Raw genomic sequence first — 16,017 nt, forward strand, 5'->3', positions numbered from 1 at the left:
GCCCTCCCTGCCTCACCGGTTATGTTCGATCCATCCCACTACTGCTCGGGCGACGCCGGGGCCGCCTGCGGCAACAGGCCGGGCGCGAACGCCGCCACCGCGGTGGCTCCGCCGATCGAACCCAGCACCGCCGTCCACGCCACGGGACCCAGTGGCGTGCAGCCGAAGAAGTGGCTGACCACCGGGGTCTGCACGATCGCCACCAGGACCGCCGCGCTGCCGACCGCGGTCGCCGCCACCAGCGGGCTGCGGCTGCGGGTGAGCATCGTCTGCGACAGTTGCGTGCCGACCAGCGCCACCAGGCCCATGGTCGAGGCGCGGCGCGTGGTGCCCGGCGTCCACCGGCCGATCGCCCACGCGGCCGACGCGCCGAGCGCGGTCGCGGTGCCGCGGGTCACGATCTGTTGCAGCAGTGGACGATCCAGCGACGGCGCGGGCGCGGACAGCACCTCCCGGCGGTAGGCCCGCAGCGCTTCCTGCGGGTCCTCCTCGGGATGCTGGGCGCGCTGATCCGGGGTGACGGCCACCGCCAGCGCGGGGAACATGTCGGTGAGCAGGTTGACCAGCAGCAGCTGCCGGGTCCCCACCGGGGCGCGACCACGACCCAGCGCGGTGCCCAGCACCGTGAACGCGACCTCGCCCGCGTTGCCGCCGAGCAGGATGGTCAGGGCGTCGCGCACGCTGCGCCACATATTGCGGCCCTCGACCAGGGCATCGAGCAGCGCGGTCAGATCGTCGCGGGTCAGCACCAGATCGGCGGCGTGGCGGGCGGCCGAGGAGCCGCGCGCGTTGATGCCCACGCCGACATCGGCCATGCGGATCGCCGCGGCGTCGTTGGCGCCGTCGCCGACCATGGCCGTCACCCGGCCGGAGGACTGTAGCGCGGAGATGACCTGCAGTTTCTGCTCGGGTGTAACCCGGGCGAAAACCTTTGCCGCCGTGATGGTTTCGGTGCGCTCGCGTTCGTCCAGGCCCGCCAGTTCGGAGCCGGTGACGATGCGGGAACCGCAGGGCAGGCCCAGTTGATGCGCGATCGCGGCGGCGGTGATCGGGTGGTCGCCGGTGATGAGGACGACTTCGCGGCCCGCCGCGAGCAGTTCCTCGATCAGGGGGCGCGCCGAGGCGCGCGGGGTGTCGGCGAGACCGACGAAGCCGAGCAGTTCGAGATCGCGGGCGGCCTCGTCGACCAGTTCGGCGTCCACCTCCGCCGGAACCGGTTGCGGCCAAGCGCATTGCGCGACGGCCAGCACCCGCTGGCCGCGGCCGGCCAGGGTTTCCACCAGCTTCTCCGCGTGACGCAGGTCGGAGGGGTCGGCGAAGCGGCAGCGCGCGAGAATGATCTCGGGGGCGCCCTTAATGGCCAGAACTGCTGTGGGAGAGTTGTTTTCGCCAGCCGGGTGGCCGATGGCGGCCGCGTACCCGCGACTGGACTCGAACGGCACCTCGGCCAGCGTCTCCCACCGCGCCTCGCCCTCGAGGGCGTGCGCGGCGGTGAGTACGGCCTCGTCGGTGGCGTGGGCGTGCCCCTGCCCGTCCGCGGGTTGCGGGCAGGCGCGCGCGGCGGCGCGGATGATTCGGTTGTCCTGCTCGTCGTCCGCACTCTCGCCGGCCGCGACCGCGGCGACCAGCCGCAATCGGTTCTGGGTGAGCGTGCCGGTCTTGTCGAAGCACACCGTCTGCACCCGGCCGACCGCCTCCAGCGTGCGCGGGGCGCGCACCAGCACGCCCCGGTCGGAAAGCCTTCGGGCGGCGGCCAATTGGGCGAGGGTCGCCACCAGCGGCAGGCCCTCGGGGACCGCCGCCACCGCGATGGCCACACCGTCGGCGACCGCGCGGCGCAAGGGCACCCGTCGCAGCAGGGCGAGGCCGGATACGGCCGCGCCGCCCGCCAGGGTCAGGGGCAGCACCTTGCCGGTGAGTTCACGCAAACGCTCCTGGATACCGGCCGCCGTCTCGACGCCGGCCACGTTCTCGGTGGCGCGACGGGCGGCGGTGGCCGCGCCGGTGGCGACCACGATCGCGCGCGCTTGCCCGGCGACGATGGTGCTGCCCTCGAAAACCATGCTGGCACGGTCGGATTCGGCTTCCGCCGACACCGGGTCCACATGCTTGGCCACGGGCACCGATTCACCGGTCAGCAGTGATTCGTCGACCTCGAGATCCTCCATGCACAGCAGCCGGGCGTCGGCGGGGACGACGTCGGGGGCACGCAACTCGATCACGTCGCCGGGGCTCAGCCGGGAGGCGGGGACGCTCACGATCCGCCCGCCGCGCCGGGCCGCCTCGAGCCGGCGTCGGGTGGTCGCCACCGCGGGCACCACCACTCGGCGGGCCCGCGGATCCTGTTGGGCGAACAGGGCCGCCACCGCGCTGTCGGCGCGCAATCGCTGCACCCCGCCGACCACCGCGTTCACCGCCATCACGCCACCCACCAGGACGGCATCGACATTGCTGCCCAGGATCGCGGAGGCCGCCGCGCCGACGGCGAGGATCGGGGTGAGGGGGTCGTCGAGTTCGGCGCGGGTCGCGGCGGCCAGCCGCGACAGCATCCGCAGCGGGGGCCGCAGCGGTGCGACGACCGCGCTGTCGGAGACATCGGCCAGCCGGCGCTGCCAGAGCGGGACGGCGGGTTCGACCGGCGGTTCGGCGCCGTCCAATCGGGCGTAGACGATCTCCGCGTCCAGGGCGTGCCAGGCGGTCAGCGGCTGCGGCTGGGGCGGCGGCATGCGCAGGACCGTCTGCGCCTGCCAGGCGCCGGCCAGCAGGGCGCTGGCGCCGGCGGCGTGCACCGGGCCGAGTACGCGGCCGAAACTCCAACCGCTCCTGCGGGATTCGCCGGTCACCAGCAGCAGGCCCGCCAGGGTGCTGCCGCCCTGGGCGAGCCGGACCGACGATTCGCTCACCCGGCGCGCGGCGGGGATGGCCGCCAGCAGGCGCACCACGGCGGCCAGGTCGTCGCCGGTGATGATGTCGGCGCTCCACGGGGTCGCGGCGCGCGGGTCATCCAGGGCGACACCGACATTGGCGACCGCGAGGGCGGCCAGGGTGTCGGCGGAGGCGAAGTCGGGGTGCAGGGCGGTGACCAGCAGGACCGGGCCGCGATCGTCGCGCAGGTCCCGCACCAGCGGCAGCAGCGGTGTGCCGGGCGGGTAGGCCGCGGCGACGCTCGAGGCCAATTCCTCGGTGCCGGCCACATGGCGCAGCACCACGCGCAGGCCGGTGCGGCGTGCGGTTTGCAGCAGCGGGACCGCGAAAGGGTCTATCTCCCAGCCGACTTCGACCGTGCCGACTTCTTCGCCGTCGACCACGAGGGCGGCGTGTTCGACGCCCGCGGCGGGCGTGGCCGAGGCGGTGCGGCCGCGCCGCCATCGCAGGCGGGCGCCCTCGGCGGGCAATTCGTCGGGGTCGGGGCCGGGCGCCTGTTCGCCGTGCAGCAGCGCGTCGGCGACCTCGTAGACGCGGTCGGCGTCCCAACCGGGCGCGTTGCCTTCGGCTTTCAGCACCGCGCGGGTGTCACCGCGCAGCGCCGCACCGTCGATCACCACCACGCGAATGCGGTCCAGGCGGCGCAGCGCCCCCGGGTCCAGCACCAGGTCGCCGTCGGCGGCCAGACCGCGGCCCAGCATGGCCGCGAACGCTTCCCGGCCCAGATGCGCGGCCTTCGGCACGCCCGCCAGGACGGCGTCCGCCGCCTCCTCGGCGCCGCCGCCCGCCAGCAGCGCGCCCGCCGCGGCGATCAGCGACCCGTTCGCGGCCTGCGCGGCGTAGTCCTCGACGAGGCCGGTGATCTCGTCCTTGGCGCTGTCGATGGCGGCGTCCACCGCGACGTGCGACAGCTCGCCGACCGTGGCGACCGCCCAATTGTGCTGGGCGTCTTGCAGATCCGCGCCCACGGCGGAAACCACCGGAACGACCGGGGTCTGCGGCCGGACCGGGGAGGCCAGCTCGGGTTCGCGCTCACGCCACGTCGCTCGATGCGCCGCCGCCTCCGACACCTGCAGCCCGCGCTGCAACAGATCCAGCGCCGGCGCGCCCACCGACCGGCCCAGCCCGTGACTGGCCGCGGTGCTCGCGCTCAACAGCAGATCGGTGCCGATTCGTCCCAGCCGCGACTCCAGCGCCGCCACCACCCGCGGCTGATGATTGACGACCGCGGCCGCCGCCCGCACCGTGCGCGGCAGCACCGGCAACCGGCCCAGCCGGCCCGTGATCGCCAGCCCGATGGCCGCCACATCCATGGCGGCCGTGGTCAACGGCATCATCAACGCCAGCGGATCCCCCGGATCGGCGAACGGCCTGGCCCGAACCTGCTCCTGCGCCCCCGCCCGCTGTTCCTTCGAAACCTGCCCGCAGACCCGCTCCCACAGCTCGTCGCGATCGACGGTCCCGTCATGGTCGACCACCAACCGCCCCAACCCGGTCTCCACATGCGCCGAACGCACCCCCGCCACCCCCGCCGCGGCCCGCTCCAACTCCCCGGCCCGCTCCACCCACCCCGGAAACGGCAGCAACGGTTCCAAATCCACATGCCACCGCCGCTCCCCCAACCAAGCCACCGACGACCGCGGCGCCGCCCCCACCCACCCCGCAGCCGTATCCCCCACCGTCCGAGCCAAATCCAGCGCCCCCCGCGCCACCTCGTTCCCCGTCCTGGTCAACGGCCCAGCAACAGTCCCCGCCAACCCCACCCCCACCCCGGCACCGGCCACCCCCACCTGCACCAACTGCCGAACGGGGCCCAACACCCCAGGCAACCTCACAGCCCACACACCACCCATCACCCTCTCCCTGTCCACGATCATTGGGGAGGCGATACCCCCAACCAGAGCAAACACTCCCCCTATCTGGGAATGATCCGGACGGGTAGGCCCACCAAACCTGCCAGGCCGAACACGATCCCGCCCATCCAGAATTCATCCGCAACATAGAGAAGGAAGAACTGGACCGATGAGCCACGTACGCTGGAAGACCCTCCGTGAGCGCAAACTCGCCGAGGGATACACCGAGCCGGACGACGTCACCGAGGCCCACCGCGAAATCCGGCTCTCCATGGCGCTGGCCAAAGCGGTCTACGACCGCCGCACCGAACTCGGGCTCACCCAAGCCGAACTCGCCGAACGCGCCGGCCTGACCCAAGCCAAGGTCTCGCGTATCGAGGGCTCCGACACCGTGCCCACCCTGCCCCTGCTGGCCAAACTCGCCGAAGCTTTGGACGCCACCCTCAATATCGCCCTCGATACCGAAAACCGGGTGAACTTCACCAGCCATACCGACGCAGCCTGAGCCACGCGCATCGCTTCGCAAGACCCCCGCACCGGCTACTGAACGTCGCCCATGCAGGGTCGGCCGTCGACATCGGCGCACCGTTCGGTTCCTCGGTGATCCCGGGTACCGAGACACGCTGTGCGCCTTGATCAGCCAGACCGTCGAATCGACCGACGAGGCTGTCGGAAGTGGGCTTGTCCTCCGGTTCCCGATAGGCGCCATCGCTGTCCATCCGACCCCCGACGAATTGGCAGGCCCCGAAATCGCAATGCTCTCAGGGTTTTCCGACAAGGAGCGGGATGTGTGGCGGCCCGAATTCTGTACGCGCCACTGTTCTCGACGACCAGCCATCCGGCGCTGTTTGCGCCCCCGGACACGCTGAAGGCTTGCCGGGCGCCCACGCCGATCCCAGCTGCATCGCTCCGCGTGAAATAGCCTGGGGTAGCGGATTGCCTTCCCGATGGACTGCTGTAGGAGGAAATGCCGGCTGTGGATACCCGCGGGCGAACAGCGGCTGACGGCTGAAGAGTTCCTGGCCGCGGACCCTGGCGACCTTGCCGCGCGGTTCGGCGGGCCATTCGAGCTGGTGGATGGACTCGTAGTGCGCTGTCAGGCACAGAGCCGCGCCCACGACCGGGTGATCCACCTGCTCCGCCGGGCACTCGAGAACGCACACACGCCCAACGATCCGTGCCTCGACACCGAGTCCGACACTCCTGTTCGCTTCCCCGACGCCGACAGCGCGCACGCGGATCGGCGAGCGAACTTCCGGTTCCCCGACTTCCTGGTCATCGACTGCGGCCGATGGGATGCGACAACGGTCCTGCCGCATATCCGCATGGCCGTGGAAGTGGTCTCACCCGACAGCATCGGCGACGATACCGAATACAAGCGAAAACTGTACGCCTGCACGGGGATTCCCGTGTATCTCGTCGTTCACTTCGCCGATTACCGGGAAACCGTCGAACGCATCGACGAGTTCCGACTCGACTGGTCCAACAAGCGGTACGGACTGCACCGTGAGCATTGGGACGGACTCGTCCTGGACGAGCCGATCAAGATCCGGTCATCGTTCACCGACCTCGATGGTGTGCGCCGCGAGAAATGATCGACACCACTGCCAGGAAACCCATGCGAACCGGGCGGTGGTGGTCGCCGGGCCGACGCCGGAAAAAACAGAGCCGCAGGTGATCACCTGCGGCTCTGCGATTCTGTGGGCCTGACGGACAAGCATGCGAACCGGACGGTGCTGGTTGATGGGCCGGACGTCATGATTAGAACGGTTGGTTCACGGCCTGGTCCGGTTGGCGGTGCCCAGTGATCGCCACCGCTCCCACTGCCCGATCGCAACGAATCATCTGCAGACCAAGCCGCCGACTCAATGACGACGTTCTAGCGAAGCATCGGCAAGAAGCGCACGGCCATAGCGGCGGATCGCGCACACAAGTTACGGCAGATCGCGCACCAACTATGCGGCAGATCGCGCAAGAATTCTGCAATACGACTGCGGTGACCTCGTCCTTCTCGTCATCGCCGATTGGTCGAATCCTTCCCCGCCACGCCCATTCGGCAGTGCATGAAGCTCTTGCAGATACTCGTGTCGTCCTCGTCAACGGAGCGCGTCAATGCGGAAAGAGCACGCTGGTCTCCCGGATAGGCAGGGAGGTCGGCGCGACCTGGCGCAGCCTCGATAAGCCGGAGACTCGGCAGGCGGCCGGCTATGACCCCACACAGTTCGTCCTCGACGATTCCCTCTTGATCATCGACGAAGTGCAGCGAGTACCCGAACTGCTGCTGGCGATCAAGGAGACCGTCGACGCCGATGGACGACCCGGCCGGTTCCTGCTGACCGGTTCTGCTCACGTCATGGCACTCCGAAGCGTTCCCGATGCCCTTCCCGGACGCATGGAGACGATCGAACTCTGGCCGCTCTCCCAAGGCGAAATCGACGGCGCTCCAGACAGATTCATCGATTGCGCCTTCGAGCGAGGACCTCTGCGGCACGATGGAACCGAGAATCGCGATGACTACATCGAACGGATCGCACGCGGCGGGTTCCCGGAAGCCGTTGCACGAGAGGGCAAACGGCGTTCCCGATTCTTCTCCTCCTACGTCGCCGATCTGATCAACCGAGACGTCATGCAGCTGTCCGAGATCGAGCGTTCCGCAGAGATGTTCACCCTGACCAACCTCGTCGCGGCCAGATCCGGTCAACTTCTGGTGCCCGGCGCGCTCGGCAATGAACTCGGCCTGCCCAAGGACACCGTCGCCCGCTATCTCCGCCTCCTGGAAGAGGTTTTCCTGATAAAGCGAATTCCCGCTTGGTCCCGAAACCTGACCACCCGGGCCGTCGCGACCTCCAAGGTGTTCATGGTCGATTCCGGCATCGCCACATACTTGTGCGGTGCCGACCCGCGCGCGCTTCAGGCCGTGAACGGCCCGCTCGGATCTCTTCTGGAGGGCTTCGTAGCCGCCGAACTCGCTCGTCAGCTCACCTGGTCCGACCAGGAGGCCCGCATGTTCCACTACCGCACCCGCGACAACGTCGAAGTCGACATCATCCTCGAGAACAACCGACGCGAGGTGATCGCCATCGAGGTGAAAGCCGCCGCCACCGTCAAGGGCGAAGACTTCCGCGGCCTCCGTCACCTCGGAGAACGTCTTGGCGACGACCTCCTCGCCGGATACGTGCTCTACACCGGCACCGAAACCCTCCCCTTCGGGCCGAAATTCCGCGCCCTCCCGGTCAGTGCCCTATGGAACGCACGCCCATGACCGCCTCGAACGGTCCGTGCGCTGCTACGAAAACAGCAGAGCCGCAGGCTATTGACCTGCAGCTCTGCCGTTCGGCGGAGCTGACGGACCAGCATACGAACCGCACGGTGCTGGTCGACGGGCCGGACATCACGATCCGGGCCATGGGCACCCGAGCTCGATCACGAGCGGCTCAGTCGCCCTGGAGCAAGAGCCGGAACGACGGATGAGCGGGCGTCAGCGGCCGGACGGCTCGAAAGTCCTTCTCGTCCAAAGTCAGTATGTCGTTGGTGAGGTAACGCTCGGCCAGCACGACAGTGACCGCATCGGCCAAGTCGAGTCGGAGGCCGCGGTATTGCTCGATGATCTTCTGTGCGACCCGGAGGTCATCGCGGTCTACCGGCGGCACGAGCACCGCACCTTCCTCGGCCGAGGTCAGCAGGTCATCGAGGACGAGATCGGCTGTGCGACGGTCCTTTCCGAATCGCGCGACCAGTAGATGATCGACCTCGTCCAGCACGAGCGGCGAAACGACCGCGACCGAGGTGGCGAGGAATTCACGGGCCCGTTCGTGCAATTCCGCGGCACGGTCGTATGCGGCGATGATGGCCGACGTGTCGGCGATGAAGAAGCTCACTCGCCGTATGCCTCGCCGAGCAAATCCTCACTGTTGGCGGCAAACCCAGGATCGCCGGAATCGAACGACGGCCAGGGCCGGGTACGGCGGACCCGGTGCGACCGCATCAACACCAGGTCGATCCCCTCCCGGATCAAATCGGCTTCCGATCGTCCCGCCGCCTCGGCAGCCTCCTTGAGACGGGCAGCCTGCTCGGGATCCAGGTACACGCTCGTTTTGGCCTTCATAAACGTAGGGTACTACGTAGGGTATGCCTCGGGTTCGTGCACAGCCGGAAAAACAAAAGAGCCACAGGTCGATGACCTGCAGCTCTGTCGTGGAGTGGAGCTGACGGACCAGCATACGAACCGGGCGGTGCTGGTCGACGGGCCGGACGTGATCATCCGGGCCGTGGGTGCCCGACCGGTCACCGGCGGTGATGCCCGATGACCGGCCACGACGAACACCGGGCTGCGTTTGGGTCGGCGGATGGCAGCGCGGATGGGTCGGCGTCTGCTCGGCGTCCTATAACCGCCGCCCCAAACGCCGAACACGGTATCGGCATCCGCGCCGCTCAACACCACAATCCGAGGGCGGGGTCGAAATCCCGACTCAGTATCAATACTGAGGGTTCATCGCGTGGGGGACGGCGGCGAGGCCGTGGCGTCCACTGCGGCGGGCATCCAAACGCCGGTCCCTGGTTCCGACTGCTCGATCGTGACCGTCGTCTTCTCTCACTCCTGATCGAACACAAGGTGTTGACCACCGACCAAATCGCCAGCCTCGAATTCACCTCGACCCGCCGCGCACAGGACCGACTGGCCAAGCTACGTCAGATGGGCATGCTGTTCGCCTTCCGCGAATCGCTCTACGGCGGCGGCACCACCCAAACACGCCACGCCCTCGGATATTCCGGCGCACGCCTGATCGCGGCCCAACACGCCGAACGGCCGCCCACCCCTGCCGCACACGCACTGTCCCTCGAACGGCTGGCCTGCTCCCCAACCCTTGAGCACCGCTTGGGTATCAACGGCTTCTTCACCGCGTTGGCCGCGCACCGCAACCCCTCACACCATCCCGAAGCAATTGCGCTCGAAGGATTGACGCAATGGTGGTCGGAACGTCAATGCGCCGAACAGTTCTGGACCTCCCCACTCGATCCCACCTCCATCCACCCGGACGGGTACGGCTGCTGGGAGCAAGACGGGCACACCGTGCGGTTCTTCCTCGAGTACGACACCGGCACCGAAACCCTGGCCAACGTTTCCGCCAAACTCAGCGACTATCAAGGCTTCCCGACCGACCAGTTCGGGATCCTTTTGTTCTCACTGCACTCGTCCCTCCGCGAGACCGGCATACGCACCGCCCTACGCCGCACGCTCGGCTACGGCGACCCGGACCTGGTGATCGCGACCACCGCCCGCGACCTCACCACCGACTACGACCCAGCCCGCCCGGTTTGGGCCCTGCTGACCGCCGGCAACAGCAACACGGCGACCGAACGACTTCGGCTGGCCGAACTCCCCAAACGCGGCCCACACATCGCGCATCACTCCAGCGCCGGACAGCCCTACAACGAAGCCTCCTTCGACCGCCACGACCCGCATATCCGTGACCTGTTCGCCAACCATCCACAATCCAGCGGAAGCTCGCGCCCGACTCCGGACGGACGCCCTCATGACCCCGCGGACCAGACAGACGAAAACACATTCATCGAGTTGGACGACAATCCGTCCTCGCACGAATGGTGATGGCTGCTGTCCTCGGTCGCGACCGGCACCTGGCCCGAGCAGATGCTCCCCTTCAACATCGTTAGTGCCGACCTTTTGGGCAGATCCCGATACCGGTGATGGGCGCGGACATACGCGCTGTACCTGGGTGTGGTGGGCTCGGATCTCAAAGAGCGCGAGGTTGGGTTCGGACTTCGAGCTCGCATGTTGCGCAATGATTTTCGTTGCTCTGCCTCCCGAGTTGTAACATCGTTTGCCACACGGCGTAATGCGGCATGGAGTCGGACAGCGAGGAGCGACGACGTGGGGGTGGACCCGCAGGTTCAGAAGTTGGCAGAGGGTACTGCGAACTTCGGCTATCTACTGACATATGAGCCGGTGCTCGTGGTGTACGGCGCTGCCGCGGAGGCTGCGGTGTTCGCCGATCCGAACACGACGATGTTCAAGTGTCGACTATTTGGTGAGGCCCTGACCGCACGGGCGTTCATCGAGTTCGGCATTCCGAACATGCCAAAAAATCAGTTCCAACGTCTGAAGGTGCTGAACGACCAGGGCTTTCTGACGACCCGTGTGCACCGCTGGTTCGATGAGGTTCGCAAGGTCGGCAACCAGGCGGTACACGGAGGATATGCGGCTCAACGTGATGCTCTGCAACTTGTGCGGGCCTGTTATGAACTCGGCGCCTGGTTCAGCCGCACCGCCAGCGGGAATCGCGACGTCGCTCCCGCATTCGTGCCTCCGCAGCCCGAAAGCCCTGGCGTGCCGACGGGCCCGGAGGAATCGCAGGCGCTGCAGGAGTTGCGCCAGCTTCTGAGCCAGTACCACGCCGAACTCGTCGAGATGAAAACGACCATCGACGAGCGGACCACCAAGGCCACCGCGGAGGCGGCAGCGCTGGCCGCGGCGAACCAAGAGATCCTGCGTGCGGTACAGGCCCAGGCCGGAGTGCACGAACTGGTCAAGCAGCTGTCCACCAAGGTGGATGATCTGCAGCGCGAGCTCGGAGCGAAGGCATCCGCGGCCAAGCCCATCGATTCCGCACTGCGCGAGGAGTTCGTCGAGCGTGCGACGCTCGCGAGCCGTCCGCGGCTCACCGAGGCACAGGTCCGGCGCATCATCGACCGGATGCTCGTCGACGCTGGCTGGGCTGTGCAGGACCGATCTGCCATCAATGTGTTCGCATCGCAGGGCGTTGTGGTGCGCGAAGTGCCGACGGCGACCGGTCCTGCCGACTACCTGCTCTACGTTGACGCGAAGCTGGTTGGCGTCATCGAGGCCAAGCGCGAAGGCGAGAGTCTCGGTTCGGTCGATCAACAATCACAGCGCTACGCATCCAGCATGGACGCAGGCCAGCAACTGGCTGCGTGGCGTATCCCGTTGCCGTTCGTCTACGAATCCACTGCGGTAGAAACACGGTTCACCAACGGCCTCGACCCGATCTCGCGGCCACGCCGGGTCTTCTCGTTCCACCAGCCAGCGACAATTGCCCGGTGGATGCGCGAGGCCGAGTCCGACGCCGAAGCGCCTACTTTCCGGCATCGGTTGCAGCACATGCCCGAGTTGATTACCGGACCTCTCCGCCCTGCTCAAGTCGAGGCGATCAACGGGCTTGAGCAGTCTCTCGCGGAAGATCGCCCGCGCGCGCTGATTCAGATGGCGACCGGCGCTGGCAAGACCTACACCATGGTCACCGAGACCTACCGTCTGCTTCGTTACGCGGGCGCGAAACGAGTGTTGTTTCTCGTCGACCGCAACAATCTTGGCAGACAGGCCCACAGCGAGTTCGAGCTGTTCAAGACTCCGGAAGACGGTACTCCGTTGGGAAGCTTGTACAACGTGCAACGACTGCGCAGCGATGTTGTGCTGGGTTCAACTCACGTCGTCATCAGCACCGTTCAGCGGCTGTACTCAATGCTGCGGGGCGAAGACGTGCCGGACGACGACACAGTCGACACGTACGAGGTGGACGAAGCCGTTGAGGTCAGCTACAACCCGGCGGTGCCGCCGGAGTATTTCGACCTGGTCATTGAGCCTTTCCGGGTAGCGGCGTGTCGTGGTCAGGTGGTTCGGCGGTATTCGTGGTGCAGCAACACCAGAGCAGCCGCGACGATGGCACCGATACGCCAGGGGCACAGGCTGACTCGCCGCAACGCCCCCGGCCTTCGGCCGGCTGCTGCCGGTCTCGGCTTTCCCCTCCTGGGGCGGCGATTGTGACCGGCGTACGCCTGCGCGCAACCCCTTCGCGCCGCTGCGCGGCGGCCCTGCGGGCGGGTGGCGCTCCGGCGCCCTGCGCCGGTCGCAATCTCGTTCGCCAGGATGGGCAAGAAACGGTCAGAACAGCACGGAGAGCGACGAAAACCGTTGCGGGGTACCTATTCCCGCCCTGCCGCGCGGTGGCGCTTGATCACGTCCTGTAGCTCGGCCTCGGCCTCCTCGAGCAGGGCGGCGGCCTTGGCGATCTTCTGCAACGCGACGGTGCGAGTATCGGCGGCCCCCTCGATCGGGCTCGCTGGCGGCTCCCACTCACGATTTAGCCAGTTCAGCGCTTCGTCCATCCCGCCCTTGCGGGCATCGGTCAGGCTGGCGGCGGCATTCATGAAACAGCTGTCTTGCGACGGTCGGTACATCATCGTCCCTGCTCAAGGTCGCGAATCGCGGCGGCGGCGTCATGGTCGCCGCTCTGTTCGGATCTCGCGGCGAGTGCGGCGAGATATCGGCGGTCCGAACGGGGTAGCTTGCGCCGCCCGTCGGCGGTGTAGCGGCCCCGGTACAGCTCCGACTCGTTCAGCCGTTTGCGGGCGTTCTCGCGGGTGGTTGGCGGGTTCTGCCAGCGCGGCCGACTCAGTGCCTCGGCCCAGATGGCATCTAGCGCGGTGTCGGCATCGGGAAACGAACGGGGTTCGCGGAACGGCCGGTGCATGAGGCTCGCGACCAGCGCGGGAACTACGTTCGCGTGGCCGTTCTCGGCCATATCGGTGGCGACAAGGGCATTGGAGAGCTTCCGCTCATCTGCACGTCGGCGCACCATTTCCCACGGCCATTCCATAACCGGCCACAGTACTGGAGCGGGCCGACAACTCCGCGCGCGTGAGCTGCCGGATTCGCGAAACGCGTTGTTACCCAATGTAATTCCATGGGTCGATAATGGTCACTCCGGCGGCCTCGAACGGTGTCGTGTCGCGGGTGGCGACGGTGAAGCCTGCGGCGGCCGCCGTGGCGGCAATCATGCCGTCGGCGGTGCCGATCGCGATTCCGGCGGCGCGGGCCCCAGACATGAGGCGGGCGTATTCCGCGGTGGCCTCGAGGTCGTAGGGCAGGATGCGCCCGGCGAACGCGGGCACGGTGTATTTCTCCAACCACTCGGTGTACTCGTCGCGGCGGCGGCCTTCGGGCATGGCGGCGATGCCGTAGCGGAGTTCGCCGACGGTGACGGCGGTCAGATACAGGGTCTCGGTCACCTGGGCGTCCAGCCACTCGAGTACCCGCGCGTTCGGGGCCTTGGTGGTGGGCTCGCTGATGACGTTGGTGTCCAGGATGATCACTCGCCGAACACCATCGGCTCGGCCGGGGTCTTGTCGCGGCCGAAGTAGGCGGCCTGCTCGTCCTCGGTGAGCCGGTTCTCTTCGCTGATGACGCTCGCGAGCATCGAACCGAGCTTGATCCGCTCGGCCGGTTGCACAGCGTCGGTGAGAATGGCTCGGATCTCGGCCTCAATGCTGCGCTCGTGCTGGGCGGCGCGGGCGCGGATCGCGCGGTGTACTTCGTCGCTCAGATTTCGGATCGTCACGTTCTTCATTCGGTATCATCTCCTCTCGTCCGCCATCACTGATGTCATGGTGGAACTGTTCGCCATCAATGATGGCAGATAATTCGATCTGATATCACGCCGACGTTCTGACCCCCTACAAGGACGCTTATAGGCGGCCAGCCATAGGGGCAATAGGGGCACTAGTGCCCCTATCCGTGTTCACTCCTCGCCGGTGCGCCATTCCTCTTCGACCTTCCGCCAGTGCCGTTCCAACGGCCACCCGGTCTCGGTCGCCGCCTGCCGGGCCTCGTCCTCGTCGCTGGTTTCGATCCACAGCGAGCCGTCCGGCTCGCGGACTCGGAACCACTTCGCTGGCGTCCAATCACTCATAGCGGCAATCCTTCCTGACTACTCGGGTTGTCGGTGGGGGCTTCTTACGCCTCGCCGGGGGACGGCGGGGCTATCCTTCAACGGACTGGCTTTCGGTGCGTGGCTGGTAATCCGGGTGTACTCCCGGACCAAGGGCGTGGTGCGCCCGACTCACCGCCGCTCGATGAGCGGGTAGTAGTCCTGTGGCCCCCGGTGCACCGGGGGCCACAGTGCTTCTCTGTCCTGTTCGGCCTGTCGGTCGCTTGTGTCACCCTCGAGGGGGAAACGCACCCGGCCGAAGGGAACGAATATGGCCGCGACCGATGAACAGCCGACGGTGAAACTCGTTGTGCACTGCCGCCGCTGTCATGGCTGGCTGCTGGCGGCCGCCTCGGTGTCGGCGGGCATCGGCCCCCGGTGCGCCATTGCGGAACGCGCCGAACAGCGCGCGGCCGCCGCGCGGCCGCTGACGTTGTTCGATGTCGCGGCCTGATCCGCTCGGCGCGGTTCACGCTGATCACACGGCCCGCGCGGCAGGATCAGGCACCATGACCGAACCCCAGATCCCGCCGGGCCTGTTCTGCACCGATCAGGACAACGCCCCTGGCGGCCATATCGTGTATTCCCTGTCCGAACCGGTCGCGCGGCTCGCAACACCGCGCGTTCGGTCCGTGGGCCTGTTCGACAGGATTCGCCGGGCGGTCTATCGGTCGGGGCCGGCCTGATCACCGCAAGGGTTTGTTCTGCTTCGCAGCCTTGCTCCGGGCCTTGACATCTGCCCGATTGAACGCCGTTCGTGCCGCGTGGGCGGCCTGCACAAAACTGGTGATCAGCGCGTCGTCATCCGGAACCCTGGCCGGGCACAATGCGCGGGCTTTGGCGTAAGTCGCGTGAATATCCGCGGTGACTTCGTCCGTGAGATCCAGCATTAGCGGCCGCACCAGCACGGTTCCAGGATCGGTCTCGGCCTCTACGATCGCGGCCGCCACCTGGTTTAGAACGGTCACGCCCTGGTTCCATCTCTCCAGCTGGGCCGCTCTGGTGGCCCGTGCCGCAGATCTGGCCCGCATGGCTCGGATCATCGCCCACATCGCGCCGCCCGCTGCGGCGACACCGAGCACGGGCCATATCCAGGAGAAATCCGGCGCGGCGGCGGGGCCCGCGTCGGTTACCGGTGCGCTCGGATCGCTACCGGCGGTGTCCTCGCCGGTGGGGCCTGCCAGGGCCCAATTGATGAGGTTCGCAGCCATCGCGCCGCACCCTGCCAGGGCCAGCACGCCGCCGAGCGCGCCCAGACCCGCAGAGTTCTGCATGGTCCACTTCTGATAGGCGAAAACGGCTGCGCCGCAGAGCAATGCGGCAAGCGCGACCCATCCGGAAAGGGCCCAGACCAGCCCAAGGAACTTCGACGCAATCTGTTCGAACGGGGCGTCAGAGGGCTGATCAGCGGCCAACAGTGAGGTGATCATGACGGGGTTCACCTTTCGAGGTGTCGGGAATGGGTGCCGCGATGCGGGCGGGCTCCGCACCGGTTC

At 67.5% G+C, this 16,017-nt stretch carries 15 protein-coding genes and 2 pseudogenes; 7 read left to right on the top strand and 10 right to left on the bottom strand.

Translation table 11 applies throughout. The features are described from left to right. Positions 1 to 38: 38 nt before the first annotated feature. Complete coding sequence (locus D7D52_RS34625; protein ID WP_120743195.1) at positions 39 to 4,778, bottom strand: cation-translocating P-type ATPase; 4,740 nt, start codon at positions 4,776 to 4,778, stop codon at positions 39 to 41. Between the two features lie 169 nt (positions 4,779 to 4,947). Between D7D52_RS34625 and D7D52_RS34630 the strand changes: the two genes are divergently transcribed. From D7D52_RS34630 to D7D52_RS34640, 3 genes are all read left to right on the top strand, one after another. After that, the gene (locus D7D52_RS34630; RefSeq protein WP_120743196.1) at positions 4,948 to 5,283 is read left to right on the top strand and encodes a helix-turn-helix domain-containing protein; all 336 of its coding nucleotides are present in this window, start codon (positions 4,948 to 4,950) and stop codon (positions 5,281 to 5,283) included. 442 nt (positions 5,284 to 5,725) lie between these two features. Further along, complete coding sequence (locus D7D52_RS34635; RefSeq protein ID WP_120743197.1) at positions 5,726 to 6,373, top strand: Uma2 family endonuclease; 648 nt, start codon at positions 5,726 to 5,728, stop codon at positions 6,371 to 6,373. Positions 6,374 to 6,735: 362 nt separating this feature from the next. Further along, entirely contained in the window at positions 6,736 to 8,040 is a 1,305-nt protein-coding gene (locus D7D52_RS34640) for an ATP-binding protein (RefSeq protein ID WP_120743198.1), read from the top strand. A gap of 172 nt (positions 8,041 to 8,212) precedes the next feature. On the opposite strand, the gene D7D52_RS34645 is transcribed toward D7D52_RS34640, so the two are convergent. Continuing rightward, positions 8,213 to 8,656 carry a type II toxin-antitoxin system VapC family toxin gene (locus D7D52_RS34645; RefSeq protein WP_051179339.1) on the bottom strand — a complete coding sequence of 148 codons (444 nt, stop codon included), beginning with the start codon at positions 8,654 to 8,656 and terminating at the stop codon, positions 8,213 to 8,215. After that, a complete protein-coding gene (locus tag D7D52_RS34650) occupies positions 8,653 to 8,883 on the bottom strand; it encodes a ribbon-helix-helix domain-containing protein (protein ID WP_120743199.1) in 231 nt (76 codons plus the stop codon). Before D7D52_RS34650 ends, D7D52_RS34645 begins: the two co-directional genes overlap by 4 nt. Positions 8,884 to 9,081: 198 nt before the next feature. Between D7D52_RS34650 and D7D52_RS34655 the strand changes: the two genes are divergently transcribed. Both D7D52_RS34655 and D7D52_RS38850 read left to right on the top strand, forming a co-directional pair. Further along, entirely contained in the window at positions 9,082 to 10,386 is a 1,305-nt protein-coding gene (locus D7D52_RS34655; protein WP_120743200.1) for a replication-relaxation family protein, read from the top strand. Positions 10,387 to 10,569: 183 nt separating this feature from the next. Then, positions 10,570 to 12,327: pseudogene (locus tag D7D52_RS38850) on the top strand (DEAD/DEAH box helicase family protein); the annotation flags it as partial. A gap of 95 nt (positions 12,328 to 12,422) precedes the next feature. On the opposite strand, the pseudogene D7D52_RS39670 reads toward D7D52_RS38850, so the two are convergent. The 6 genes and pseudogenes from D7D52_RS39670 to D7D52_RS38310 all read right to left on the bottom strand — a co-directional run. Next, positions 12,423 to 12,518, bottom strand: a pseudogene (locus D7D52_RS39670) (IS5/IS1182 family transposase); the annotation flags it as partial. Positions 12,519 to 12,737: 219 nt separating this feature from the next. Then, positions 12,738 to 12,995: a hypothetical protein gene (locus tag D7D52_RS34675; RefSeq protein ID WP_162958761.1), complete on the bottom strand. Its 258-nt coding sequence runs from the start codon at positions 12,993 to 12,995 to the stop codon at positions 12,738 to 12,740. Beyond that, on the bottom strand, positions 12,992 to 13,489 hold the full coding sequence (locus D7D52_RS34680; RefSeq protein WP_162958762.1) for a hypothetical protein: 498 nt from the start codon (positions 13,487 to 13,489) through the stop codon (positions 12,992 to 12,994). The genes D7D52_RS34675 and D7D52_RS34680 overlap by 4 nt, the downstream gene beginning before the upstream one ends. Beyond that, a complete protein-coding gene (locus D7D52_RS34685; RefSeq protein ID WP_120743203.1) occupies positions 13,482 to 13,907 on the bottom strand; it encodes a type II toxin-antitoxin system VapC family toxin in 426 nt (141 codons plus the stop codon). The genes D7D52_RS34680 and D7D52_RS34685 overlap by 8 nt, the downstream gene beginning before the upstream one ends. Beyond that, positions 13,904 to 14,161, bottom strand: coding sequence for a FitA-like ribbon-helix-helix domain-containing protein (locus tag D7D52_RS34690; protein ID WP_120743204.1), 258 nt, complete (start codon positions 14,159 to 14,161; stop codon positions 13,904 to 13,906). Before D7D52_RS34690 ends, D7D52_RS34685 begins: the two co-directional genes overlap by 4 nt. 171 nt (positions 14,162 to 14,332) lie before the next feature. Continuing rightward, a complete protein-coding gene (locus tag D7D52_RS38310; protein ID WP_162958763.1) occupies positions 14,333 to 14,503 on the bottom strand; it encodes a hypothetical protein in 171 nt (56 codons plus the stop codon). A 289-nt stretch (positions 14,504 to 14,792) separates the two neighbouring features. Between D7D52_RS38310 and D7D52_RS34695 the strand changes: the two genes are divergently transcribed. Both D7D52_RS34695 and D7D52_RS38315 read left to right on the top strand, forming a co-directional pair. Then, complete coding sequence (locus D7D52_RS34695) at positions 14,793 to 14,975, top strand: DUF6011 domain-containing protein (protein ID WP_120743205.1); 183 nt, start codon at positions 14,793 to 14,795, stop codon at positions 14,973 to 14,975. Between the two features lie 55 nt (positions 14,976 to 15,030). Then, complete coding sequence (locus D7D52_RS38315) at positions 15,031 to 15,207, top strand: hypothetical protein (protein WP_162958764.1); 177 nt, start codon at positions 15,031 to 15,033, stop codon at positions 15,205 to 15,207. Here D7D52_RS38315 and D7D52_RS34700 read toward each other — a convergent pair whose 3' ends face one another. Next, on the bottom strand, positions 15,208 to 15,951 hold the full coding sequence (locus tag D7D52_RS34700; protein WP_120743206.1) for a hypothetical protein: 744 nt from the start codon (positions 15,949 to 15,951) through the stop codon (positions 15,208 to 15,210). Positions 15,952 to 16,017 lie beyond the last annotated feature (66 nt).

Origin of the sequence: Nocardia yunnanensis, assembly GCF_003626895.1 — a bacterium.
Taxonomy (GTDB): Bacteria; Actinomycetota; Actinomycetes; order Mycobacteriales; family Mycobacteriaceae; genus Nocardia; species Nocardia yunnanensis.

Bases quoted from the DNA above. Each gene is read 5' to 3' on its own strand.
- D7D52_RS34625 (WP_120743195.1), bottom strand. From the start codon at position 4,778: ATGGGTGGTGTGTGGGCTGTGAGGTTGCCTGGGGTGTTGGGCCCCGTT.
- D7D52_RS34630 (WP_120743196.1), top strand. From the start codon at position 4,948: ATGAGCCACGTACGCTGGAAGACCCTCCGTGAGCGCAAACTCGCCGAG.
- D7D52_RS34635 (WP_120743197.1), top strand. From the start codon at position 5,726: ATGGACTGCTGTAGGAGGAAATGCCGGCTGTGGATACCCGCGGGCGAA.
- D7D52_RS34640 (WP_120743198.1), top strand. From the start codon at position 6,736: ATGCGGCAGATCGCGCAAGAATTCTGCAATACGACTGCGGTGACCTCG.
- D7D52_RS34650 (WP_120743199.1), bottom strand. From the start codon at position 8,883: ATGAAGGCCAAAACGAGCGTGTACCTGGATCCCGAGCAGGCTGCCCGT.
- D7D52_RS34655 (WP_120743200.1), top strand. From the start codon at position 9,082: ATGACCGGCCACGACGAACACCGGGCTGCGTTTGGGTCGGCGGATGGC.
- D7D52_RS34675 (WP_162958761.1), bottom strand. From the start codon at position 12,995: ATGATGTACCGACCGTCGCAAGACAGCTGTTTCATGAATGCCGCCGCC.
- D7D52_RS34690 (WP_120743204.1), bottom strand. From the start codon at position 14,161: ATGAAGAACGTGACGATCCGAAATCTGAGCGACGAAGTACACCGCGCG.
- D7D52_RS38310 (WP_162958763.1), bottom strand. From the start codon at position 14,503: ATGAGTGATTGGACGCCAGCGAAGTGGTTCCGAGTCCGCGAGCCGGAC.
- D7D52_RS34695 (WP_120743205.1), top strand. From the start codon at position 14,793: ATGGCCGCGACCGATGAACAGCCGACGGTGAAACTCGTTGTGCACTGC.
- D7D52_RS38315 (WP_162958764.1), top strand. From the start codon at position 15,031: ATGACCGAACCCCAGATCCCGCCGGGCCTGTTCTGCACCGATCAGGAC.
- D7D52_RS34700 (WP_120743206.1), bottom strand. From the start codon at position 15,951: ATGATCACCTCACTGTTGGCCGCTGATCAGCCCTCTGACGCCCCGTTC.